The sequence below is a fragment of the Hungatella sp. L36 genome, from assembly GCF_014288035.1.
Genome location: NZ_JACOPC010000016.1, coordinates 77,309 through 102,516, shown reverse-complemented (window position 1 = coordinate 102,516; position 25,208 = coordinate 77,309). Strand labels below are relative to the sequence as shown.

The following is a 25,208-nucleotide window of genomic DNA, read 5'->3' as shown; positions in this document are numbered from 1 at the left end:
TCCAACGGGGCTTATACCAAAAGCTTCAGAATCTTTAACACGCCGTCGTTCACATTGGTATCCGTCTGAAACCTGGCTGTGGCTTTCACCTCCGGCCTGGCATTTCCTACGGCAAAGCTGTAGTACGCCTGTTCCAGCATCTCGATATCATTTAGCTGATCGCCGAAAGCCATCGTCTCCTCCGGTTTGATCTCCAGGCTGTCCTGTAAAAGCTTCACGGCCTGTCCCTTGTTGATCCCCGGCTTCATGCAGTCCATCCACATATCGCCTGCAATGGTAATCTTAAACCTGTCTTTGTATTTCTCTCTCAGCTCCCTGGTGTATTCCTCCACCTCGGTCTCACGGTATATGGACACCTTGATGAACTGGGAGTCCACCTTCGTCAAATCCGGCACCTGTTTTACGCGGAACTGGTATCCCTCCACCAGCCAGTCGATAAAATCCTGCTTCTCCGTCTCCAGATAGACCACATCAGGGCCGCTGAGCATCACCTCAAGGCCCTCCATCCGGCGCACATCGCGCACCATATCCATCACCGTTTCCCGGTCGATGGGATTTAAAAATAAATTCCGGCCATGGCAGCCCACATAGGCTCCGTTGTCGGATAAGTAAAATACTTTTTCTTTGATTGGTCCGAATATCGACTCAATGCTGGCCCACTGACGGCCGCTGGCAGCCGCAAACTGTACCCCGTTCTCTCTAATTTTCATGATCACATCGAGAAGCTCCGGGTTCATCTCATGGCTTCCATCCGGCACCAGTGTGCCGTCGATATCGGATACGATCAGTTTAATCATCCGTTATTCCTCCTTGCTGTGAGCGTCAAAAGGCTCTTCATTTCCTGGTATACACGTCCTACAGGCAATCCTACTACATTATTGTAATCCCCGTCAATCCCTTTGATGTAAGAAGCGAATTTTCCCTGAATTCCATAGGCCCCGGCCTTGTCCATGGGTTCCTCTGAAAAAGCGTATTCGTGGATCTCCTCAGCCGTCATCGGATAGACATGCACATCCGTCTTCTCCGCAAATGTCTTGCGGGCCCTGCCTTCCTGGCCGCATACGATCATGGTCACTCCCGTGTACACCTGATGGGTCTTCCCAGCCAGAAGCGCAATCATGCGCTCCGCCTCCTCATGAGATTTGGGCTTTCCCAGAATCCGGCCTTCCGCGGCCACCACCGTGTCCGCACCGATCACAATCGTACCCTTCGCACAACGCTTCGCCACATCAGCGGCCTTTTGAAGCGACAGCTCCTTTACAACATCCTCCGGCCTGTCGGTCGTTATCTTCTCTTCCAGCGTGCTGGGAATAATCTCCGGCACGATTCCTATCTGTCCTAACAGTTCCCTGCGCCTCGGTGACGCGGATGCAAGAACGATCTCTCTGTCTTCAGTCAAACTATCTGCCTCCTGTTCTGTTTTAAAAGCCCGGCCGTCCGGATTCTCACACATAAGCACGGCACGTATGCTCACAACCGGACACGTTTCCACGCTCACATCTGGGCGCGTTTCCAAGAATGAAATAAGCGGGACCCTTTACGAATCCCGCCAACCATCAATATACTTTCAGGCGCCCCACGACTGACACGCCTTCCTCTTCTTCCATCTCCGCGGCCTTAAGCTGATACCGCATGGTGTATGTAAAATCCGCTACGTAGAAGGATAAGAGTCCCAAGGCCACAAGGCGTTCCATGCCGATCGGAACAACATCCACCAGCTGGCTTACAAACCCATTTAAAAACTTGAAGAAAAATAATCCTAAAAATCCCCAGGCAATACTGCTTTCCAGACAGATAATGCCCTTGTAATTGAATGGCTTCTGGCTGTAATCCCACCAGAATGCTCCGAACAGCTTAATCATAATGTGCGCCGTCACAAGTTCCATGGAAGTTGCCATCACCACGGAAGCGAAATACAGTTCCACAGGCTGTCCTGCCAGCGGTTCCAGAATCAGGCAGGCCCCCAGCGCTCCAAAGCCATATATGACACAAAACGGGCCATGTCCAAATCCACGGTTCAACACCGGTCTCCGGTTCTCATAGCTGAGCACGGTACATTCCAGAAGGTAACCGATGAAACTAAACGCGAAAAACCAGTTAATCGTATGGTAAATCGTCATATCCATTGTACCTCCAACTTTAACAGTTTTTTAACTTGTTAAAGTATAATATGGATATCTTAAGAAATCAAGAATTATTTTCTTACGATTCACGGAAATATTCCGACTTTTTTAATAATACTGCGCCATGAAAACGGCGAGAGCAATGCCAAGAATGGCACCTGCCGCCACCTGAAGCGGAGTATGTCCCACATATTCCTTTAACTTTTCCTGCAACACCTCTCCGCTTAACTTGAGCGGGTTCTCAAGCAGTATGCTGTTTAACAGCTTCGCCTGCTTTCCCGTCTCCCTGCGGACTCCCATGGCGTCATACATAACCACCATGGAAAGGATAAAACATACTGCAAACTCAAAAGAACCGACGCCGTAATGCAAGGCGGCGGCGGTCGTCATTCCACATACCGTTGCGGAGTGGGAGCTGGGCATACCGCCCGATCCCACCAGCCGCTCCGGATTAAAGCTTTTATTCAGGGCAAGGTCGATGATTGTCTTCAGTACCTGAGCTACCACCCAGCCGGTGACAGCGCTCATCAGAACCTGATTTGCCAGTAATTCGTCCCAAAATGTCATGGTTTTCTCCTGCTTTTTGTATCAGAGGATCCTTCCAGCCGGTTTAAGCGGTTCTTCCCGCTCTCAGGCTGTATAAAACCCACCTTTTTACTCTGGCGGCCGTCTCTGCCAGGCCGCAGAACTTATCCGCGTAAATGATGGCCAGCCCTTCCCTGCTCTTTGGCGGAACCGGGGTAAGCGGCCACATATGGCGCAGAATCATGTCCTTTTCCTTATCCGTTAAGTCAAAGTACTTTTCTGCGTTGGCTAACGCCCTGCGCGGATGGGTAAATCCGTGAAAGTGTTCTCCCGTCTCCTTCGCATGGGTATGCCAGTCGTATAAGAATAAATCATGCAGAAGTCCCGCTCTGGCGGTCTGTACATAGTCCCATCCAAAGCGGCGGCAGATCCGGTAACTTAAATAAGATACCTTGATGCAGTGCGCCTTACAGGTAGTATCCCCATGCTGCATAAAATGATCCATGGATTGAAACACAGGATTTTCCAGAATGTCCTCTACACACGCAAGATACGCATCATCATCCTCATACCGCTCCTGATTGATCCAGGAAGAGTCCTCCGCCCAGCGGAGCACCTCCTCCTTTTCTTCCCGAGTAAAACACTTGTTTTTCATGCTATGTCCGCTTCCTTCTTTATCTGAACTCAATAGCCAATCAGCCAGTCATACAGTTCCTGATACTTGACAGCCGAAGTATTCCAGGAATAATCCGTCGCCATGGCGCGGTCTATGATCTTATTCCACTCCCGCTTCTTATCATAGTATATCCGCTCTGCATAGCGAATAACCGCCAGCATCTCATGAGCGTTGTAATTCTGGAATGAGAATCCGGTTCCACGGTTCTCAAACTCGTTATACGGTTCCACCGTATCCTTCAGACCGCCTGTTTCACGGACAATCGGGACGGTTCCGTAGCGGAGCGACATCAGCTGGCTCAAACCGCACGGTTCAAATAAGGACGGCATCAGAAATGCATCGCAGGCCGCATAAATCTTATGGGACATCGGCTCGGAATAGAAAATATTCGCGGATACCTTGTCATTATACTTCCAGTCGTAATGGCGGAACATGTTCTCATACTTTTCTTCACCTGTTCCCAGCACAACCAGCTGGATATCGTCCTGGCACAGTTCATCCAGAACACACTGAATTAAATCGAGTCCCTTCTGGTCAGTCAGTCTGGATACAATGCCGACCATAAACTTCCTGTCGTCCCGGGGCAGTCCCAGTTCTTCCTGCAGGGCCCGTTTGTTCTTTATCTTTTCCTTCCGGAAATTCTTTGCATTGTACTTCTGGACAATGTAAGGATCCGTCTCTGGATTGAAATCATCGTAATCAATGCCGTTTACAATACCACGCAGGCTGTTTGCACGCGCCCTCATCAGGCCGTCCAGCCCTTCGCCATAGAATGGCATCTTGATCTCCTCGGCATACGTCTCGCTTACAGTGGTTATGGCGTCGGCGTAAACAATGCCGCCCTTTAACAGGTTGCCATCCTTGTATGCTTCAAGTTTATCTGGTGTAAAGTAGTAATCCGGGAGGCCTGTCAGCCTCTTGATCGTCATGACATCCCACACTCCCTGGAACTTTAAGTTGTGGATGGTGATAACCGACTTCATGCTGCGGAAGAACTCTCCGTCATGGAACCGGTCTTTTAACAGGACAGGTATAAGCGCCGTCTGCCAGTCATGGCAGTGTACCACATCCGGCTGAAATCCAATAACCGGAAGTGCCGACAAAGCCGCCCTTGAGAAAAAGCAGAATTTTTCCAAATCACAGTACCAGTCGCCGTATGGCTTTGGACCGTTAAAATAGCCTTCATTATCAATAAAGTAAAAAGTAATTCCCTCGTATACGTATTGAAGAATTCCAACGTATCTGCTCTGTCCCATGTAATCCATGTAAAAATGGTTTACATACTCCATGTCGTTTCTCCACGACTCCTTCATACACAGATACTTGGGAATCATAACCCTGACATCAAAATATTCCTTATCAAAACATTTGGGAAGGGAACCTACTACATCAGCAAGTCCACCGGTTTTAATAAAAGGTACTGCCTCCGATGCAACGAATAAAATCTTCTTCATCAAAAAACCTCCCTCATTTACAGTCACCCCTGAGGGCGCCACTCTTTGTCTTATAGTATACTGCATTTTGATTAAATAAGGAAGTATATTTGTGATAGATTTTCTAAAGTTTTTTGTAATCCAGTCTTATTTTATCCGCAATAAGGGCGATAAATTCGGAGTTTGTCGGCTTGCCTTTTCCGGTGCTGACGGTATATCCGAAGAGATCATTGATCGTATCCATCTTGCCCCGGCTCCACGCAACCTCGATGGCATGGCGGATCGCACGCTCCACACGGCTCGGCGTTGTCTGATGCTTCTTGGCTATGGATGGATAAAGGATTTTGGTAACACTGGTTAACATTTCCTGGTCCTGTACAGAGATAACAATGGCATCCCTTAAGTACTGATATCCTTTGATATGAGCCGGGATGCCGATTTCATGAAGCATTTGAGTCACGTCATTTTCCAGATTCTGTTCCATGTACTCATTCTTGTTCACATATGGCTTGACCTTCTTCATGCCTGAAAGTCCCGGTGTTTTCGCTTTCCTGTGTCCGACTCTTCTGACTTTATCGACAACAATATCTTTATTGAAAGGCTTCATGATGTAATAATTGGCGCCCATGCGGAACGCATCTTCGGTAATATTCTCACTTCCGGCCGCTGTTACCATAATAAACGACGGCATCTTAGTCAGTGCTGCATTGCCGCGCACGCGCTCCATCACCGTAATTCCGTCCATTCTCGGCATAATGACATCCAATAAGACAACATCAGGGCTCGTTTTTACAATCATGTTGTAAGCATCTTCTCCATTATCCGCCTTCCCGACGACATGGAAATCCTCCTCTCCCTCCAATATATCGTTTAGCAGACTGAGCGTCTGCAGGTTATCGTCCGCTATTGCAATACTGATTTCCGACATCTTCCTACTCTCCCTTTCTTGTTGATTGAATGATTAGTGTAAAGCCATTATAGACTTGCCCCCGAATTGCCGCAATGGAATTCTGTCGCATTTTTCGACAAAAGGCGGGCGTTTTTCCCACATTTTCCTCCGATGGCCCCCGAAGTGAAATAATCACCCTTCGATCCAAATCCAGGCCTGGTCACAAAATCCGACAGACTTCATTTTTATGTAAATGTTGAAATTTGTGGCTCGGTGTCGGGAAAAACCTTCTTTCGTGATTATCGGAATATTCTACCATATTATGGTGCTTTTTGAAAGGTATTAAGATTTATTTCTGACATTAAAACGGCAAAGGCCCAGTAATTCGGGAACCTTTGCCATTCTGTGTTAAATAATTGTTTATTTATGTTGAGAGAGGAGCCTGTCTTGCAGAGCCTCGATTTGGCAGGCGGTTTTTAAACAACCCCCAACAAAGCCAGAATCATAGCGAGTGCCAGAACCAGAAGCATGATTATATTAATATTGATTTTCTTCATCTGCGCATATAAGCAGCCCAGAGTCAGTGACAGAGGTACCAGTCCCTTGAAGATAGAATCCAGATACGTCTGAACCGTAATTGGATCGGCATTCTCTACGGGAATGGCAAGCGCACACTTAAAGGTAACTGTAGATGCCACCATCGCTCCGATCATAACAAGGCCCAAAATACTGGCGGCCTTTGTAAGGATCTGTATTGTTCCGCTCTTTTGCATATCCGATAAAAATGTTGTACCAAGGCTGAATCCCTTATAGGTTAAATAATACCGACAGATAAACGCTGGTACATTAAAGATCAGAAGGAAAGAAATCGGAGCCAGAATCGAACCACTGGCAGCAAAAGTTATTGCAATACTCGCGGCCAGAAGCCGCAGGACTCCCCAGAAAATCGAATCGCCGATTCCCGACATTGGTCCCATCAGGGAGGTCTTTACCGCGGAAATGGAACTGGTATCAAAGGTACTGTCCTCCGATGCTTTCTTCTCCATGGAGGCAACCAGCCCCATACAGAAGGTGGACACGTGTTGTGTCATGTTAAAATATGTAGTGTGGCGCATCAGTGCCTGGCGGTAGCCCTCCTGATCATCCTTATAGTAGCGCCGAAGAGCCGGCAGAATACTGTTAATAAATCCAACGGCATGCATTCTCACCTGTCCACCGCAGCGGCCTGACGATAAGAACATGGATCTCCAGAAAATGGAGTTCAGCATCTTTCTGTCTTCTTTTGACATTGTGTTCTGTTTCATGCGAAGAAATCCTCCTCTCTGTCAACTGGTGTTACGGCTGTTCTGGTTTCCTGAAGCTTATGAAGCTCCATATCCCGCAATGCAACCGAAATTACCAGAATAATTGCCAGTGCCGCAATGGCGACCTGCGGAAGTCCTAAATATACAACCATAATGAATCCCAGGAAGAAGTAGATTGCCAGCTGTTTGTTCCAAAGCATTTTCATAAGGATTGAAAGCCCCACTGCCGGGAGGAATTTTCCGGCGGTATTAAGTCCTGTCAGAACCACTGCCGGAATACTGTTAATCGTGGCTTCGATGGCTGCGCCGCCTGCCAGCAGACCCGCGAACATGCATAGAGCCACGATAAAGAACCGGATAAACCACATGGTAAAGTTCATGGTAATAAGACCCTTATCGTTGCCCTTTTCAGCGAGGCGGTCGATAATGGGCGCTGTGAAGTTATATAAAACATTGTTGATAATCATGAAAAGGAAGGCTGAAAAAACGCCTACCGGAACGGATAAAGCCAGCGCCGCGTCCGCGCTGATATTTTCCATAGTTGCCATAACTACTGCAAAGGTTGCCGCAGCTGCGGGCTCTGCCGAAATATTTCCCCCAATATTCACAGACCCCATGAAGATCGCCTCGACCGCGGCTCCCACAATGATTCCTGTCTTAATATCCCCTAAAAATAAACCCGTAATAAATCCGACCACGATCGGCCGCTCCGTCATGGACTGTGCAAACAGCCAGTTGCCTCCATAACAGATAAAATACGCTAATGCTGCTAAAAATGCACGTAAAACCATTTACTGTTTCCCCCTCTCTGATCAATGCCCCTTTAACAAGTCTTTTACCGGTTTTTTAGCATCACTTGGTATTACCTGCTGGTATGCAGGAATATCCATGGCAGCCAATTCTTTCAGCGCCTCCAGCTCTGCCTTATTCACAATGATTGTACTTGATAATACCAGTTTCTCCGATGACGGTGACGTATCAAACCTGCCGACGTTTGCCACATTTACCGACTGTATCATGCCCGGACAGGCCTTTACGATTTTCACTGCATCAGCAATACAGTTTGTTAATACGAAAATACTGCTCTCCGCCGCTCTCGGATCATGGAACAGTTTAACCGCATCATCCACGGTCTTGATTAAAAGCTTGATTCCTGTCGGAACCGCCATCTGCAGCGACACGTTCGTCACTTCATCTGTCACCGCCTTGTCATTCGCCACCACAATTCGGTTGGTTCCGAAAGCTTTGCTCCAGACCAGCGCGATCTGACCGTGAATCAGACGGTCATCAATCCTTAACGATGGTATCATTGTCTTACCTCCTCCTAAAAAAAGTCTTTTTCTGTTGTGAATACGTGATTTTTCTTCAGCTCTTCAAGCGATATGACCTCCGGCTGAGCCATCTCTATCATAGCCTTTATTTCTTCCAGTGTCTTCACATCGTCCTCCACCAGAAGGCCGACGAGAAGCGGCAGATTAATATTGGTAACAAGAACCGTCCGCTTATCGAAACCGTCTAAGACGGCCATCACCTTCTGATTTACGCTCCCGGCTTTGATATCTGTAAATATGTATGCCTCATCCCCCTCCTGCATCTCACCGAGAAACAACTCTAAATCACGCTCATAGTTCTCATCTGCCTCCCCAACATATGCATCGATAACTGTAATATCATCCGCTTTATTCAGAAACAGTTTCAGCGCCGATTTTAATCCACTGGCTATGCGGCCATGTGTTGCAATCAGTATATGTCTCACTCACACACCTCCTTTCTCCTCGTACGATTAAATCAAAGCGATGTAGCGCCGGATTTCCGAATCTGGTGTATGGACAAAATACTGACTTTTAAAATTCTTTCCGCTGACCGTATTTTCAAGGATATCTCTATCCACCTCCTTTAAGACCGTCATCATATCTTTTGACACCTGCCCCTTAACCATCTCGAAGCATTCCCGGAACTGTCTCTGAACCGCTCCCCGCTCAGGCGGATATCCGATTCCGTGGCGGCAGGAAAACAGTTCACGGAACACGTATTTCAGATTCAGATCCGCACACCATCCAAAATCTTTAGCAAACGGCATGGAAATGGCATTTCCACTGTTAATCTGTGTAAACAGAAAAGCGTCGGCAGATTCCTTCACATAGCCACAGTACACATTCGGATAGATATTGGAGGCCAGACAGGCGCCCTCCCCCGTTCCGCACCCTGTGATGACAAAGTCTGCCGTTTGGCTGTTCAGCAGAATCGCTGCCAATAATCCCGCTTCCACATAGCTGATCGCATAGTCCGGATCATCCTCACTCATACCATAATTAAATGCCTCGTGCCCAAGAGGTTCTACCGTTTCCTTCAGTGTCTCAAAGATCAGTCTGTTTTTCGATACCTGGCTGCTCTCATTAATTAAAGCAATTTTCATATTGCCGTCTCCTTTCGGTCAGTCGAATTCCGCTCCCGCCGTGCTCCCAAAGGTATAACGCATGCTGGAGCCAATCATACGCATATAACTCTTAATAAAATCTTTCATGGCATCTTCACAGCGCATACACAGATCCATATAACCATATTCCGGATTCTCTTTCAGAGCCCGGCCTGTCTCTGCTACCGCATGAGCCATGACATCTGTATTTACATTGATCTTGTTAATTCCGCAGGCAACCGCTTTTCTGATATTCTCTTCCCCTGCTCCGCTGCCTCCGTGCAGCACCAGGGGGATGTCAAGCGTATTGGCAAGCAGAGTAAGACGCTCAAAATCCAGCTTTGGAATCATCCCCTTCGGATAACTTCCATGGGCCGTACCTATGGCGACTGCCAGACAGTCGCAGTGGGTCCGCTTCACAAATTCCCTGGCCTGTTCCTGATTGGTATAATAATCACTGTTGGAATCATCACCCGCGTCCGCATTGCCCACATGGCCAAGCTCCGCTTCACAGGATTTACCGCATCCGTGGGCCAGTGCTGCAATCATCTGTGTACGCCTGACATTCTCCTCAAAATCGCAGGATGAGGCATCAATCATGACGCTGGAAAAACCAGACTGCAGGGCCGTCACAAAATCCTGATATGCGGCTCCATGATCCAGGTTAAAAGCCACCGGTACCGCCGCACGTTCCGCTATGGAACGCACCATGGGCGTGAGTACATAGCTGTGTCCGTGCTCTCTCATCTGTCTCGGAGAAATATTTAAGATAATCGGCGAACACTCCTCCTCAGCACTCTCCACACATGCCTTAACCTGCTCCATATTTACACAGTTTACCGCCATCACTGCATATTTATTTTCATGGGCATGGTTCAGCATTTCTTTCATTGAAACAAACATATTACAATCCTCCCTTTTCCTTGTTTCTTACCAGTTCGGCTGCGGCCGCGGCAATATCTTCGGCTGCCATGTGAAATGCATTCAAAAGTTCCTCCACATGGCCAATCTGTCCGAAACAGTCCTGCACTCCGATCCGTTTCATCGGTCTTGGCAGGTGCTCCGCCAGGCATTCCGCTGCAGCGCTGCCAAGTCCATTGTAAATACTCCCATTTTCCGCAGTCACCACACATCCGGTCTTTGCTGCGCTCTCTATAATAAGCCTGGTATCCAAAGGCTTTATTGTATGGATGTTGATTATCTCCGCCCGTATCTGCTGTTTTTCCAGAAGCTCCGCCGCCTTAAGCGCCTCCGCTACCATAATTCCGGACGACAGAATTGTAACATCACTTCCTTCTCTTAGTACAATTCCTTTTCCAAGTCTAAAGTCAGTCTCTTCCCCGGTAAAAATTCTGGTGGCATTGGGACGGAACAGCCGTATGTAAACAGGTGTTTCCAGATTAAGAATCTGCGGAAAAACAGCTCGCAGCTGCCGGCTGTCAACCGGTTCAAAGATTGTCATTTCCGGAATACTTCTCATGATTCCCACGTCATCCATGGCCATATGAGTGCCGCCGTTCAGCTCGGTGGTGATGCCCGGATCCGAACCGCACATTTTTACATTGCAGCCTGCGTAGGCCACGCTCTGGTTTATCTGATCACAGCAACGTCGGGAAGCAAATACTGCAAAGGTATGTGTAAACGGTATTTTCCCCATGAGTGACAGCCCTGCAGCTACGCAGATCATATTGGCCTCTGCGACTCCCACATCAAAGGTCCGGTCCGGGAATTCCTGCTGAAACTTGTCCGTAGAACCGCTTTTCATCAGATCTGCCTCCACGATTACGATGCGCGGATCTTTCCTGCCGTACTCCACAAGAAGGTCTGAGTAAACCTCCTTAAGCGGTCTTTCTTCTCTCTCATAGATCATAGACACACCTCCCGGCCTTCTATTTCTGCCAGCGCTTTCACATACATTTCTTCCGTTATATTCATACTGTGGCTCTCCAGTTTATTTTCAGCAAAATATGCGCCCTTTCCCTTTGCTGTATTTAAGATAATCATGGACGGCTTTCCCTTTGTTTTTCGGGCTGTCTCAATGGCGAAATCAATTGCTCCAATATCGTGACCATCAATACTCTGCACATGCCATCCGAATGACTCCCATTTCTTATCCAGAGGCTCCAAATCATTCACATCCCCGATATATCCGTCAATCTGCATCTTATTGTAGTCGGTAAATGCAATAAAATGATCCAGTCTTCTGCTTCCTGCAAGCATAGCCGTCTCCCAGATTAATCCTTCCTGGCTTTCCCCGTCGCCGATGATTGCATAGATAAAACAGTCCTTCTTATCCAGCTTCGCCCCCAGTGCCATCCCTGCTGCTGCCGCAAACCCTTGTCCCAGACTTCCCGTCGACATATCGATGCCTCTGGTCAGCTTCCTGTCACAGTGGCTTGGAAGCATGCTGCCGAAATGGTTCATGGTCTCAAGCTCGGAAGGATCAAGAAACCCCCGCAGTACCAGGGCCGCATAAACCACAGGTCCCGCATGGCCTTTGGAAAGTACGAACCGGTCCCGGTCGTCCCACAGCGGATCAGCCGGCCGCACATTCATATGTTTAAAATACAGGACACTCATCACCTCGCAGAGAGACAATGCGCCTCCAATATGGCCTTTTCCGACCTTCGCAATACTTGTAAGCGTCAGCTTACGAATCTCTTTAGCCTTTTGTGCCAGTTCTTTATTTTCTGCACAGTTCATAGAAACAACTCCTTTTCAGTAAATCGATTTCAGCAGGTCAAACACCGTCTCTTCTGTCATGAAGGCAGGAGTCAGCGAAAGCTGTGGATAATAATTCATTGCATCTTTCGCGATGCCTGAAAGTTCCTCTGCCTTCGCCCCGATTTCCCTCAAAGCGACCGGCATCTCCAATGATCTCATAAGATCACATACACCATCTGCCAAAGCTTCCACATCGATATATCCCAATGCCTCCGCCAGCGTCTGCATCTTCTTTCCCGCCTTCTCAACGCTGATCCGTATAAAAGCCGGCAGAGTAATGGCACATCCGGTTCCATGAGGAACGTGGTATCTTGCTGTCAGCGGATAGCTCAGCACATGTGCACCCGTAGTCCGTGTCTGCCCGAATGCAAGTCCCGCCAGAAGGCTGGCAGTACATAAATTCTCCCGTGCAGCTCCATCTTCCGGCAAGCGGTACGCTGTAAGCAGATTATCGAGAATCAGCTTCATCGCCTGTACAGCAAAGGAGTCACTGATCGGCTGGCTGTTTAAATTCCAATAGGCTTCTATAGCATGGCAGAATGCATCCATGCCCGTATTCGCCGTCACGCTGCGTGGCATAGTATAAGTATATTTCGGATGAATTACGGCAAGATCGGCATAAAATTCCGGACAGACCACCGGTCTCTTTTCTCCCGTCTCCGAATCGGTATAGACCCCCACATTAGTGACCTCGCTGCCCGTTCCCGCTGTAGTAGGAATCAGAATCAGACGAACGGTTCGTTTTCCGAAGCTTTTCCCCTTTCCTGCATAGTCTCCGATCACACCGCCGGATGACGCCAGACAGGCCGCCGCTTTGGCTGTATCCATACTGCTTCCGCCTCCGATTCCAATTACGGTTTTTGCTTCATGCTCCCGGATCATAGCCGCACATGCATTCACTGTATCTGTCGATGGATTCGGCTCAACCTTTGAAAAATAGGAAACGTCTGCATTTCCCAGTCTGTCCCCTGTCCGCCCGGCTACCCCCGATTCATAGAGAAATGGATCGGTCACTATGACTATGGATTCTCCTGCGATTTCTTCTCTGATATCCGGTTCCGCTTCTGTGAAAAGAATCCTGACGGGCATCCAGTATTGAAAACTTGAGTTCTGATTTTCCATTATTTTCCTTTCTTTCGTTTTTATTTCTTTTTTCTGTTTGTTAGTTTCTTTTCTTGACTTTATCTTAGCTGTTTTTTTACTTTTTGTCAATTTTCATTCATTTTATCGCTATATTTTTAGTTATTTTTACACGTTTGTAAATTATTTATGTATTTTTATTTGCTTTTTACATTTCGCTTTAATCGTTTTTTGTTATTTTTCCTGCATTTTCTTTTCTTTTTCAAATACATACCATCATTTTCACTAATATCTTTGGATATTAGTTTGCAATCGAAACTTTTATCTTACTTTTTTTTCGTTTTTCTCTTGTGTTTTTTACAAAAATCATGTATTCTAAAATTAAATAGAAGAAATAATAATATTAGAAAGTATACTTATTTCATTTCTTGTGTTTATATATGGGATATGAAAAGAAGTGAATTAATAATTGAAAGATTGAATTGAAAATACGAGATAACTTTAGTTGTTAATCGAAAAAGATCAGAGTAAGAAAGGAAAATAAATAACTTATGAACAGCCGAGAAAAATATATTCTGCAGGCTCTGCAGCAAACCGGGTCCATATCCCTGTCTGAACTGTCCAGTACATTGGGTGTTTCGCTGGTAACGATAAGAAAAGACGTAGCCAATCTGGAGGCAAAGGAACTTGTCTCCAGGCAGCATGGCAGCGTTTCGCTACCCTATCAATATGAAAACAATCAAATCCCCTTCAGTCTTCGTGAAGCGTTTAATGAACAGGACAAAAAACTGATTGCCAAGGCAGCCGCCACGCTGATTCATCCAGATGATGCCATAGCTCTTGATTCCGGGACCACTACGTATATGATCGCCAACGAAATCAAATCCTTACCACCGGTCAATATCGTTACCAATTCTATCCGGGCCGCCATGGCACTGGAGCAAAGCCACCATACTATATTTCTCGCAGGAGGCCAGGTGCTCAGCCGCAGTATGTGTACCGTCGGTCCGGAGGCGGAAAAGATATTTTATCAGATCAGACCTGATAAGGTGTTCATCGGCACCACCGGTATTTCAAGTGATTTAAACCTGACTGCTTCCTTAAATATTGAAGTAGGTGTAAAGCAGGCAATGATTCAGGTCGCAAGGCAGGTGATTCTTGTCACTTCCAGTCAGAGCTTTCACAGAAACCGGATGTTTATCTTTGGGAGTGCCTCACAGATACACTGTATTATCACAACGCATCCCGAGCCACCGGCGGAGATTCTGGAACAGATCGCAGAGCATAATATTCACCTTGTCTACGCGGATGATCCCGAATCCGTGAAGAGTCTGGAGTACTGGGATAAGAATATGGGAAGACGGAACGGCATATAAAACTTCTTAAATATACGCAAAGATCGAGGAAGCTCAGAGCGGCATCCTCGATTTTTGCATGTTACATATTTTGTTCCTATTATTCTGCCGCCTCCAGCATATTCTCAATAAAGATCCCATACCCTCTCGTACTATCCTGAATAAACACATGAGTCACCGCCCCAATCAGCTTCCCATCCTGGATAATTGGCGAGCCTGACACGAGTGAGTCAATATAGGGACAACATTTTTAATATTTTCTTAATCACTTTCTTGTTCATTTCTTGTTCACCATGTTCAAGAAACCGACGAATAATATCTTTGATTTCTATTTCTTGGCTGTTCAGGGATTGTCATCTTCAACAGCCCTTCCTCTATCATTTGGTTCATATAATGTCGTTTTAAATAAGACCGATTAGGAATACTAAACTTGTTCATGATTTCTTTTACTGTTTTCGGTTCTTTACAGAACTGTAAAATTTTGTTTGTAATATCTTGCTCATTTTCTTGTCCATGTTCTTGTTCGCTTTGTCCAAGAACTCCGTTTAGCAGTTGCAAATAAGAATTACATGCTTTACATAAAACCATAATACCACTTTTTGATATCTCATACTCCGGTAATGGACCACCATAGGATTCACATGCCTCCCGTATCTTATCAAAACCGCGCCCCCATGCCTCTATCAAGCCACTCTTAAAGAACACATTTGCCAATTTGGGGTTATATGGTTTTGATGAATGTTTCTGAAACAGCTTCTCAGTTGAATTAACTTCTTCTGGCATTTCACCATCATTCCAGATATACATTCGATCTTCATAAATGCTAATCTGTATTGGATTACAACTACTATAGTCCTTATGAACCACAGCATTCAACAAAATCTCCCTTGTGGCGTTACGATGGAACATGAATTGCTCTATCCGCTGAATATCCCGGTAGGTGATGAGAGCTTTCATATATTTTGTATAAATCAAGTCCAAAGTCTTATCCACCTGTTCAATCAGAGCGCCATGCACTTCATCTTGATATTGCAGATCAGAATCAGAATTTCCGAAAAAACCAATTTTGATATAGGAACCAGTCACCCATTTTTCAGGATCGTCATAAAAAGCAAGCATAGCTGCCCTGGTGAGATAATCGTCATCGTCAAAAAGATGCAGATTTTCTAGCAACACTTTGTCTGTGACTTTAGTTTCTTCTTCCGTCAGCCTACCTCTCTCAATTGCCTTTTTCTTGAAAAGTTTGATAGCGGTTTGGCTCAAATCCTCAATTTTAAGTTTCGGTATCGGCATACCATCCCATGTTCTTCCCTGAGCCTTCAGGATAGCCCTATCCAACTCTTTCCCCGTAATAGTACGCATTGTACTCCCTGAACGGTAAAAATACTTTCCATGATAACTGATAAGAGAAGGGTATTTATCTACAATTATTTCTAAATACTCTAAATCACCCTCAAAACGAAGATTTATATCTACAACGATCCCCATTGTATCCGTTACTTGACTCGGTATCTTCTCCAACAACTTTTTCGAATCCTTAATACCTTTTACATGTCCAAGATCATCCATACCAATATACAAAATACCGCCATTAGCATTAGCATAACCACAAATCCATTCCAAATATTCGTTATGCCATGATTCTTTCCACTCGATTGTCTGATGCTCCGGCATTATATCCCTCCCTTATATTGTCTAACAACCCTCGATGATTTTCTGTATCGCATATGGTTTTGCATATTTAATAAGTGAATCACTGATAAATATTGTGTCCTTGCTATAAGGTTCAACCCACATAGCAGGATAAACCACAATTTGCTTTTGTTTCCCCTGTCTGCAGACAGTAATTGAATCCGACATAATATTTATTTTACACCCGGACATATCAAGTATATGTGTTAGAGTATCCACATACACTACCTGCTTTTCGTTCGAAATAGCCTGTGCTAAAATCCCCTTTCTACCCCAGTCCAAAAGTTCTAAAGCAGCAAAACGATCCAGTAATCCATGAACATGATGATTCCGATAATGCTTTAAACAATTATGACACGCATTCTCGCAGTCACAATTTCTCAGAAGTTCTTCTACTTTATCAAGCAACAACTCTATTTCATCAGCTACGCTCACTGCATATCCGGCGCCGCTGGAAAGACTGTCATATAAATAGATATCAACAAAGGTCCCCTTATAATTTCCCCTCAGACGATAACCCGTTACTAACTCTGTAAACTCAACATCCAATTCCTTACTGGCCGCTAGTCGGAAAGCCTCTGCTAGAGACTGAGCCGCACGGATTAGCCAGGGATTATCATTTCTTTGAGTATCGATTCGCTCATTATCTAAAGCGATCTCCAACACAAGCATATCCGTGACAAAATTATAACCCAAGTTGACATTGATTGCATTTAAATGTCTGCATCTGCTTTGTGCAAACTTTGACCTGTATGGCCGCTGAATTCCGTCGAGAACATGGATATCGTCTCCCGGCATTGTAGCGCCACAATCTTTACACACCATAAAGCCGCAATTATCAACGCCTTTATTCAACATAATGATCCGCTGATTTGTTCTGGAAGCGATTCTTATGTGTTGGCAGGACGAAATTGGCGTCATTTCGTCCGAATCCGGCAATGTAGAATACAGCGGTTGTTGAACAGCAGAATATTCTTCTGTCAACTGTGATTCTGGAATCGCTTCTGCATTCTTTGGTGCAAACCCCCAAGGCCGAAGCATCTGCCTGTTTCTTTCAAGTACACTGTTTCCGCAAAATGGGCACACCTTTGTTTTTTCTTCTTCCAGACCAAACCATCCACATTCAGCACAGGAAAGAACAGGCTTTAAGTAATTAGGATCTTCTACATAAGCACGAGCCGGTGTCAATGCCTGTCCCCGACGCCGTTCACTTCCAGGATAAAAAATACCGCCTATCTGATAAGTCTGTTTATCAACTACAATAGCCCGTCCCGGAGCATACTCTCCTATTGCAATATCCAATCCGCGGTCAACTTCATAGATTAACTTTCCATTCGTATCGGTAATATAGGTACTTACCACATTCTTTGGGAAAGAATACGTAGGTACAATGCCCTCTTCATATAAGGCATCTAGTAAACTTTTCACAACACTTGTGTTTACATTTTCTTCAACATCAAATAATTCCGGATGAGCATCTCGTTTCTCCTTCAATAATTCAAGCTCTTTTTGTAGTTCTGTCCGAAATATATCATAATCAACTACTGCATTAGCCGGCATAAGTATATCTTCATCCCGAATCTCATACTCATCAGCAAAGGTGTAAAACTCCATCAAATAATCATCGACAAAACTCGCCGCAGAAATCTGATCCAAACTAGAACACTTCTCCGCAAGAAATTCCTGTAAAATTACCATATTTAAATGTCTCTGAAGCAATTTTTTACTTTCGATATCAATCCATGGCTTTCTGGGATCGCCTCTGAACATGGGAACCGGATTGTTAAAATACAGCGTATCGTGGGGACCGTCCTCGCAAAATGTTACTATTGTAGATAAACTAGAACCACGTCTGCCCGCACGTCCAGCACGCTGTTGGTAATTTTCTCTCATGGGAGGAATATTTCTCAGCCCCACCGCAACAAGGGAACCTATATCAATCCCTACCTCCATAGTAGTAGTACTGCTTAAAATATCAACCGGAACTTCACCCTCCTGGACCAAATCCTGAAAGCGGAGTTCATACCTCTCAGTTTTACTCCACATATCATCCCGCTGATCTTTGTGGGACAGCTGGGCGGTATGTTCTTCGGTATCAATCACATGAATTTTTCCACCATTTAAGGCATCTTCGATGGGTCTACGCCAAAATCCCAAGGCCTCGTACTCTGCCTCTGACATTTCATGCACAGTTGTAGCGCCACAACTCGGACACTTGTCGCGCAGCAAATACGGAGTTATTTCCGAACATCGTTCACACCTGTACCAAATGTGCCGTGCATCAAATCTCGGTCTAATGCGAGAAAGATCTACATAAAACTTACCATTATCCGGTTGTGCCGAATCTAAAAAAGACTCCTTTAATGCTCTGCGCCAAGCCTCAATCACACCGGATTGATCTTTCCACCTCATAATATTTTTAATATTTTCCGAAAATTTCCAATCCTTCTCAAGACCATATCCACTATATTTTGTTCTGACATTATATCTTACTGTATCCGAAATTGTATGACCTAAAGCCGTAGCCGTATCACAAATAGAAATCATCCACGCATTAAACACTTCCAGAAACGCATCATCCGATATCTTGATTCCCTCTTCCTCCAACATATCCACTGCATCAAAAAGAGCCTGCTCCGTTGGTTCTAACCAACTGATTGCACAGTCATAAAGCGTATTATAACCGCCCGAAAACAAACGCAACAAATAAGCATGCATTTGTATAGGTGCATTAGCAATCGTAAATCTCGGCATATAGTCCTTTTTTCTTTTGAGGCAACGTGTATAATTATTATATGCAGAAGTGCAGTCATCTACAAACTTTTCTCTTTCTGGTCCGTAAAAAATCTGAACGTGATGTTGGTAGGCTGCAAGGCAAAAATAATCATACAATACATTCATGGATTGTTCTTCTTTTGATTTTTCCATACTCTCAATCGCCAGCACAAATAATTGTCGAACGGCTGTAAGATCAGATGCTTCTGACATATCACGCGCAAGTTTAGCTGCTCGCTGGCGGCTGTCAGAAAATAGCAACACTTTTCTTCCTTCATTTGGCAAATGGTCTGGATCCCGATCCTTGCCAGGGACTGCCGGCTGAACCTGAAACTGTGTATTAATCAAATTAAAAAAAGATTGGTTACCTCTAGTGCTAAATGAGGTTAACTGGGTTTGGGATAATCCATGTCTGCAGTGAGGGCAGGTAGGGAATGTTACAATAAGCGGCCGGCCCTTGACTGAATAATCGCAGCAATATAATTTTCTGATTCCGGGTTTATCAGCCAAAGAATCATCTCTAAAGTTTAAAAAACCGCTGCTTACATCAAGATAACATGGTTTGATTGGATTTTTACCTTGCTTTAAAGGAAGTGCATAATCCTTTGTCGGAATGAACAGGTGAACCTCCCGCATATGGCGGTCTACCAATTGTCCCGGATAATGCCATAAATAAGCATTCTCACGAAAATTAGACTCCTCTTTTAAAATATACCCTTTATAAAAAAGCGCTCCGCAGCGTCTGTCGTTATAAAGTTCATACACAACACTGCCACAGTGAGGACAGATAAGCCGATCCTCTGACAGAAAAACCTCTCCCAGAGTCAGCGTACCATCCGAATGGGAGTGCCCACAATCTTCATTCGTACAGGCATAAACGCCTCTAATCCCCCGGAACAGCATATGCATACGTGCAGGAAACAGTACAGCGCCTTTAGAACTCTTAGCCATAGGAGCAATCGCTAAAAGAATACTTATCGCATTGAGTGCACTTTCTTCGTTTAAATTCGGAAAAATTGCTGTAGCCAATTCCCATAAAGATAGAGCATTTCCACGACATCTGTTTATCAACTCATAAAAAGGCCTATACTCAATCAAATGCTCATACATCCATACGTATACTGATTCCAAATCAAAAAATGGAGCCGCTGCTCCCTCAATCTTATCCCAAAATTGATTTAGCGCCGTCAGACGTGCATCATCTTTTCCATCAAAATCCGCTGCTTCTATTTCTTCAAACTTAGAGATAGCAATATCATATCTACATTTACCCTGTATTTCTTCCCTTTCACCTGTAAGATAGCAAAATTCAGTCTTATTATTAGCCGAGGTCAGCCTATTTGCAAACTGAATTACTGCCTTTCGGTCATCGGCATTTCTATCCGGCATACTAGCCGTAGTCAGTATAAATTGTACCCGGTCGCGTTTGATTCCCAGTTTATGAAACAAACGTCTTATGAGCAGAGCCACCTCCCCTCCCGCCGAACCTCTGTACATATGAGCCTCATCAATTACAAACAACAGCTTATTAGACTTATCCGCATTCAGCCAGTCTTTTGTATCAGACCAGATTTTTCCTTCTCTTGGCCTGAGAAGCATGTATTCCAGCATGGAATAGTTTGTTATTAAGATATCCGGGCAAAATTGCTGCATTTCAAACCTTGTAATAAGCTCGGCATCTTCATCACTTGGAGTATGGCGACTATTATAGAGTCCTTTAAGGAATGCCCCCATGTCAGCTTTGGCAGGTACTTTTCCCTCCTTTATCAGCTTATTAAAATAATCCTTTTCAGTCTCATTCTGTGGAAATGACATTCTGGCCAGGGTTTTCTCCAACAGATGATCCTGAGTTTTATCCGGCCCGTCTCCCGGATAAGGCGTTCGTCCGGTATACATGCCAAACTGTGGCCTGCGTACATCCAAACCACAAATATCCCGAAAAATAGTTAGAAACTTATTTTCCTGATCGCCAATGAGACGCCTAAGTCTGCTAATTTGGTCCGAGACGAGAGCGTTCATCGGATACATAATAATCGTCCTTACGCCCCGCATATGCCAGGAATCTTTTTTATTACGGGCTTCTGATGCCAATTTTGACATTAACGGCCACATAAAGCATTCTGTTTTACCAGAACCAGTACCCGTTGCAATAAAAAGATCTTTGCCTGCAGTTGCTGCTTCAAGCACTCTAATTTGATGAACAAAAGGAGATGGGTATACACCAAGTCCAGCCTCTGCTAATCTGTTAAAATAATCCCTTAACCACTCAGGCAAATCGGTGTGCTGTATACCATCATTTACGCTTTTGTATGCAGGCGATGATTCTATAAAGGGCTTCTGATACAAAAGTCCTTCTCGATCCAATTGGTCACTAATTGCTGAGAGCAAGAGTGGCGATTTACCAAAATACTGGGATTTAATATAATTTTCCAATTCTTTACGCAACTGTTTATGGACAGAGTCCGCCCCGTTTGACATTTTTTATTCCTCTACGAATGTATATCCAATAGGTTCCAAAATACTTTTAATTGCAAAAAAAACTTGATAATCAAAAATTCTGCTAAAATCGTCCGGCAAATCCGCGCATGACTCAGGCCAACTGTAAAGCTTAATCAGATTAAGTTCAGCTGGCGGTAGTAGATAGTGAATCCGCAATTGAACAATTTTGCCGTCTACGTGGTATGTGGATGCCGGCAGCCTTTCTACAGAAGCCAGGCATCCGTTAGACAGAGTTCTATAATAATTGGCGCTTACCATCCATTGAGGTAATTGGCTCCCTAAAATCCGTTCTGCCTCTATCTTATACAAAAAGTAGGTTTTGTTTCCAGGCAAACCAATTCGCGCCAAAGACACCATTCCTGAAATATCGGGCTTCTCAATCCAATAGTTATATGTAAATGGAGGTTTTGTACGAAGAAACTCTATTTCATTCTCCACCTCAAGTGGATACCACTTAGCATGGTAAACCAAATATTCCCATTGCTCCGCAAGAGTAGTTTGTGGTAGTTGGAACATATCTGCTGGTTGAATTACTGCTGGTTCATCTTCTGAGAAAGAGTAGTTTCCAATACCGCTTATATATGGTTTACGGTCTAAAGGTATACCGCGCAAAAAATAGATTCCAGCCTTTTCAGATACTGCTTTAATTGCTGGGGTAATTCTATATGAAGTATGGTACATCTGACCAGTACATAAGAATATGTTATAAATTTCATTACTCAATTCACTGATGTCATCAGGATAAAATAGACGGAGTTCCGGATACATCTCCAAATAGCTTTCCAGTATGGATTCAATTCTATTTTTAAAATGCACAACAGAAACGGGTTGTAAATCTTCCCGTATATCCCATAATGAGGCATACCCCATCCGGCCAAGCAAGCTGTAAATGATCCGGGATTTCCAATCGACCTCTGTCTCTGTCTTTCCCTGGAAAACATGAAACTCGTCAGCAATCCTGCCCAGTAAACGATTATATTGATTCATCTAATTCTCCAAAATATGTATTTATAAGAGATATCACATCGGAAGAAACTATTATCTCTTTTTGCGGATGTCCAAGTAATTCTTCTTTAAGAATACTTGTTTTTTCACAGGCATATGCATATGGAATAAGAGCAAAAATGCAGTCATAATCAGCATTATCAACCTGCTCTATCTCATGCATATCAGTCAGAACCTGCTGAAGCAATCTTTTTGCAAAAGGACCTGCCTTTATGGCTTTCAATAATTTATCATGCCAAGGTTTAATCTTCATTGGAGTATAATGTGTAAAATCTTTTGACATATATCCACCAACAAAATTCCTGCCCGGGATCTTATCCACAAAAAATTCGGTTAACAATGGAACCATATAATTTAAAATTCCATTAGGTTCAATTAACAAGTCTTCCGCATACAGACTAACTGCTATGTAAAACCGGCTTTTGTCAGATAATATTCTTGGCAAATATCGATTCCACAAATGACAGAATGCGTTTTCTATTGTAATAACCTGATCTTCACAAGACAAGGACTGCTCTATAGCCGGAATCGGGCAATCATCATCAAGTCTCAATGTTCCTGCCAAACGGCCAAATAATGCCGCGGAAAAAGCGTCTGCTATTTCTCTTGCTCCAGGTCCTGCTAATAATAATGGTATATTGTTAACATAAGCGGCATAGATATATGCTGCTAAACCTGCAGCAAACCTCTCAGAAACCCCTGCCTCTGCAAGTTCATACATAATCGTGTTCTGCTGTTCAAGCCAGGTATTATCTGGCTCAATTTCTTCTGTTGGCAAGATCTTTCCCTCTGTAAAAATATCTGAGGAAACATTTGTTTGTGAGATAGCAACAGTGCCTACTGCAAGAGGTTGATAAAACGCCATATCAGTAATAAAATCGGCGACATTTTTTCTTGCCTGTTCAATTCGTTCAGCTACCTTCATTTCCACATCTACAGCAAGTTGTTTTTGCTGCTCTATTGCAGATAGCGAATCCTCCAATTCTACCTTTTTTTCTGTATACTCTTTAGTTATTTGTCCAAGGACTTCTTTCTGATCGGTAACCTTTCCTTGTACAAGTTCAAGTTCAGCATTAGCCTGTACAATTTGAGTTGCATTTTCTTGCTTCCACTCATCTGCTATAGCAGCTTTACATATTTCCGCAAATTCCGAGTGATTCTGAATGATGCTGGATATTATCTCACTTTCCAAATCTGTTACATCTAGATAGCTATCTGCACGCCGAATAAACATTTTTACATATTCTTCTGATTCCTTCATACTGCAATCGCACGCCTCTGAAATTTCAGAATACAGTTCATTAGTAGGGAGTTCCCTTAAAAAACTTCTAAATTGTTGATATTCGTTTTTCACCAACCCTCTTTGTTTTGAAGCCGTCCATGTTACCCGCTGCATTAGGATGTTCTTAACTATTTCTAATGGATCTTTAATCCGGACAATTTTTCTCGGCATTCCAATATTAATAATACGATGAATATATGTTTCATTTACGGGAAAAATATCTGCTTCCGTAAACACAAACATAGGCAAAGAAAAAACATTAGCTTTTAACTTGGTATTATTTTCTAATAAGTCCAGATCTTTTGAAGTACAGAATAATCCTTCATAAGTTCCGTTATCATTCCAGTATGCATATATCACCTTACCCGTTGCTATTTTTCCAATAATTCCATCTTTCATCTGGTTTATCACTTCATCTAACGTTGTACAGTCTCGAAGAATAATCACCTCTATTGGTGTATATTTATCATTATAAGCAGACTCAATAAAATCCTTTTCCGGATTACTGATGTTAGGTGTAACTGTCCAATCCCATATACCAATAAATCCTTCTTCTGCGGGGGTGTACTTCGTATATAGCTTATTATGTTCAGGTGCATCAGGCAGATAATGACCCAAAATCACTCCATTTTCAATGTCAGAAAGTCGAACTAATCTTGGACGTCCATCATAACCCGGAACTACTTTGCATAACGATGTATATTGATATGCCTCATCTCTAACCATTTCTCCTCTAGAAACAGAGCTTTTTTCAAGTTTGCGCAATTCTGCAAGCTCTGCTTCTAAAACAGCCACCTCATCCTTAATACTTGTAAGATCTTTCCGTGCAACGTCCAGTGCCTTCTCCGTCTCTTCCGCTTTCATGGTCAGCATCTCTATTTTCTGTACATATTTGCTTTCAGAATCTTCCCATATTTTCCTGGCTGTCGCGAATTGTTCCTGCAATATGATATAAGCCTCATCTCCTGATGGTTCTTCAACATTGGAGGCAGCAACTTCCCGATTAGTCTGTATTAATCGCACCGCACTGACAGCCAACTGAATATGCTCCTCCGAGTAAGACTCCCCTGATACTTTAAAATAGAGTTTCAAATTGCCTCTAAATTGAGTTTCGGGTAATGTCAGCAAAAAAGCAGCAGCAGGTTCCAGCCCCTCTCTAATCAGCTTGGCTTTATAAGCATCGGTTTCATCAAGCCACCTTTTTATATATTCATTTATAAAAGAGCGGATAAACGGTTTACTTTTAAATCGGACAATTAATTTAATTGCTTCACCATCAGAAATTCCATTTGGACGATAGCCCGGACGGATTTTATTAAATTCTTTTGAATTTCTCTGGAAAAATAATTTAATTGTCTTTCCTGTAATAATGGTGCAAACATAAGTAAGTTCCTCGTCCGAAATTTTTTCAATAAAATCCATCTCTTAGT

General features: G+C 44.0%; 21 protein-coding genes and 1 pseudogene. 1 reads left to right on the top strand and 21 read right to left on the bottom strand.

The features are described 5' to 3' along the window. Positions 1-11 precede the first annotated feature (11 nt). The 16 genes from H8S80_RS27710 to H8S80_RS27635 all read right to left on the bottom strand — a co-directional run bounded on the left by H8S80_RS27710 (position 12) and on the right by H8S80_RS27635 (position 13,212). On the bottom strand, positions 12-797 hold the full coding sequence (locus H8S80_RS27710; RefSeq protein ID WP_002600985.1) for an HAD family hydrolase: 786 nt from the start codon (positions 795-797) through the stop codon (positions 12-14). After that, positions 794-1,399: a Maf family protein gene (locus H8S80_RS27705; RefSeq protein ID WP_117631061.1), complete on the bottom strand. Its 606-nt coding sequence runs from the start codon at positions 1,397-1,399 to the stop codon at positions 794-796. The genes H8S80_RS27710 and H8S80_RS27705 overlap by 4 nt, the downstream gene beginning before the upstream one ends. A 157-nt stretch (positions 1,400-1,556) precedes the next feature. Continuing rightward, the gene (locus tag H8S80_RS27700; protein WP_117631063.1) at positions 1,557-2,120 is read right to left on the bottom strand and encodes a putative ABC transporter permease; all 564 of its coding nucleotides are present in this window, start codon (positions 2,118-2,120) and stop codon (positions 1,557-1,559) included. Between the two features lie 111 nt (positions 2,121-2,231). Further along, positions 2,232-2,690, bottom strand: a complete 459-nt coding sequence (locus H8S80_RS27695; protein WP_002600988.1) for a divergent PAP2 family protein — start codon at positions 2,688-2,690, stop codon at positions 2,232-2,234. Positions 2,691-2,733: 43 nt separating this feature from the next. Then, positions 2,734-3,303, bottom strand: a complete 570-nt coding sequence (locus H8S80_RS27690) for an HD domain-containing protein (protein ID WP_117631039.1) — start codon at positions 3,301-3,303, stop codon at positions 2,734-2,736. A gap of 29 nt (positions 3,304-3,332) precedes the next feature. Beyond that, a complete protein-coding gene (gene glgA, locus H8S80_RS27685) occupies positions 3,333-4,778 on the bottom strand; it encodes a glycogen synthase GlgA (RefSeq protein ID WP_117631041.1) in 1,446 nt (481 codons plus the stop codon). 103 nt (positions 4,779-4,881) lie between these two features. After that, entirely contained in the window at positions 4,882-5,685 is an 804-nt protein-coding gene (gene spo0A, locus H8S80_RS27680) for a sporulation transcription factor Spo0A (RefSeq protein ID WP_002600991.1), read from the bottom strand. A gap of 437 nt (positions 5,686-6,122) precedes the next feature. After that, positions 6,123-6,950, bottom strand: coding sequence for a PTS system mannose/fructose/sorbose family transporter subunit IID (locus H8S80_RS27675; protein ID WP_055656431.1), 828 nt, complete (start codon positions 6,948-6,950; stop codon positions 6,123-6,125). Beyond that, positions 6,947-7,741: a PTS mannose/fructose/sorbose/N-acetylgalactosamine transporter subunit IIC gene (locus H8S80_RS27670; RefSeq protein ID WP_055656433.1), complete on the bottom strand. Its 795-nt coding sequence runs from the start codon at positions 7,739-7,741 to the stop codon at positions 6,947-6,949. The genes H8S80_RS27675 and H8S80_RS27670 overlap by 4 nt, the downstream gene beginning before the upstream one ends. 21 nt (positions 7,742-7,762) lie before the next feature. Further along, entirely contained in the window at positions 7,763-8,260 is a 498-nt protein-coding gene (locus H8S80_RS27665) for a PTS sugar transporter subunit IIB (RefSeq protein WP_055656435.1), read from the bottom strand. A gap of 14 nt (positions 8,261-8,274) precedes the next feature. Next, entirely contained in the window at positions 8,275-8,706 is a 432-nt protein-coding gene (locus H8S80_RS27660; protein ID WP_117631043.1) for a PTS sugar transporter subunit IIA, read from the bottom strand. Between the two features lie 27 nt (positions 8,707-8,733). After that, positions 8,734-9,366 carry an RpiB/LacA/LacB family sugar-phosphate isomerase gene (locus tag H8S80_RS27655; RefSeq protein ID WP_055656439.1) on the bottom strand — a complete coding sequence of 211 codons (633 nt, stop codon included), beginning with the start codon at positions 9,364-9,366 and terminating at the stop codon, positions 8,734-8,736. Positions 9,367-9,384: 18 nt separating this feature from the next. Next, positions 9,385-10,269 (bottom strand): class II fructose-bisphosphate aldolase, encoded by an 885-nt coding sequence (locus H8S80_RS27650; RefSeq protein WP_117620968.1) that lies wholly within the window; start codon positions 10,267-10,269, stop codon positions 9,385-9,387. Between the two features lies 1 nt (position 10,270). Then, a complete protein-coding gene (locus tag H8S80_RS27645) occupies positions 10,271-11,236 on the bottom strand; it encodes a transketolase family protein (protein WP_117620969.1) in 966 nt (321 codons plus the stop codon). Continuing rightward, on the bottom strand, positions 11,233-12,069 hold the full coding sequence (locus H8S80_RS27640; RefSeq protein ID WP_117620970.1) for a transketolase: 837 nt from the start codon (positions 12,067-12,069) through the stop codon (positions 11,233-11,235). The genes H8S80_RS27645 and H8S80_RS27640 overlap by 4 nt, the downstream gene beginning before the upstream one ends. Before the next feature lie 15 nt (positions 12,070-12,084). Continuing rightward, entirely contained in the window at positions 12,085-13,212 is a 1,128-nt protein-coding gene (locus tag H8S80_RS27635; protein WP_117620971.1) for an iron-containing alcohol dehydrogenase family protein, read from the bottom strand. Between the two features lie 509 nt (positions 13,213-13,721). On the opposite strand from H8S80_RS27635, the gene H8S80_RS27630 reads away from it, so the two are divergent. Continuing rightward, a complete protein-coding gene (locus tag H8S80_RS27630; protein WP_117620972.1) occupies positions 13,722-14,546 on the top strand; it encodes a DeoR/GlpR family DNA-binding transcription regulator in 825 nt (274 codons plus the stop codon). A 79-nt stretch (positions 14,547-14,625) separates the two neighbouring features. Here the strand turns inward: H8S80_RS27630 and H8S80_RS34440 are convergent. From H8S80_RS34440 to H8S80_RS27605, 5 genes and pseudogenes are all read right to left on the bottom strand, one after another. Further along, positions 14,626-14,748 (bottom strand): annotated as a pseudogene (locus tag H8S80_RS34440) (SpoIVB peptidase S55 domain-containing protein); the annotation flags it as partial. Positions 14,749-14,822: 74 nt separating this feature from the next. Continuing rightward, positions 14,823-16,199 carry an ATP-binding protein gene (locus H8S80_RS27620; RefSeq protein WP_117620973.1) on the bottom strand — a complete coding sequence of 459 codons (1,377 nt, stop codon included), beginning with the start codon at positions 16,197-16,199 and terminating at the stop codon, positions 14,823-14,825. A gap of 21 nt (positions 16,200-16,220) precedes the next feature. After that, positions 16,221-21,470, bottom strand: coding sequence for a DEAD/DEAH box helicase family protein (locus H8S80_RS27615; protein ID WP_117620974.1), 5,250 nt, complete (start codon positions 21,468-21,470; stop codon positions 16,221-16,223). A 3-nt stretch (positions 21,471-21,473) separates the two neighbouring features. After that, on the bottom strand, positions 21,474-22,478 hold the full coding sequence (locus H8S80_RS27610; protein ID WP_117620975.1) for a hypothetical protein: 1,005 nt from the start codon (positions 22,476-22,478) through the stop codon (positions 21,474-21,476). Continuing rightward, positions 22,465-25,200 carry a coiled-coil domain-containing protein gene (locus H8S80_RS27605; RefSeq protein ID WP_117620976.1) on the bottom strand — a complete coding sequence of 912 codons (2,736 nt, stop codon included), beginning with the start codon at positions 25,198-25,200 and terminating at the stop codon, positions 22,465-22,467. Before H8S80_RS27605 ends, H8S80_RS27610 begins: the two co-directional genes overlap by 14 nt. Positions 25,201-25,208 lie beyond the last annotated feature (8 nt).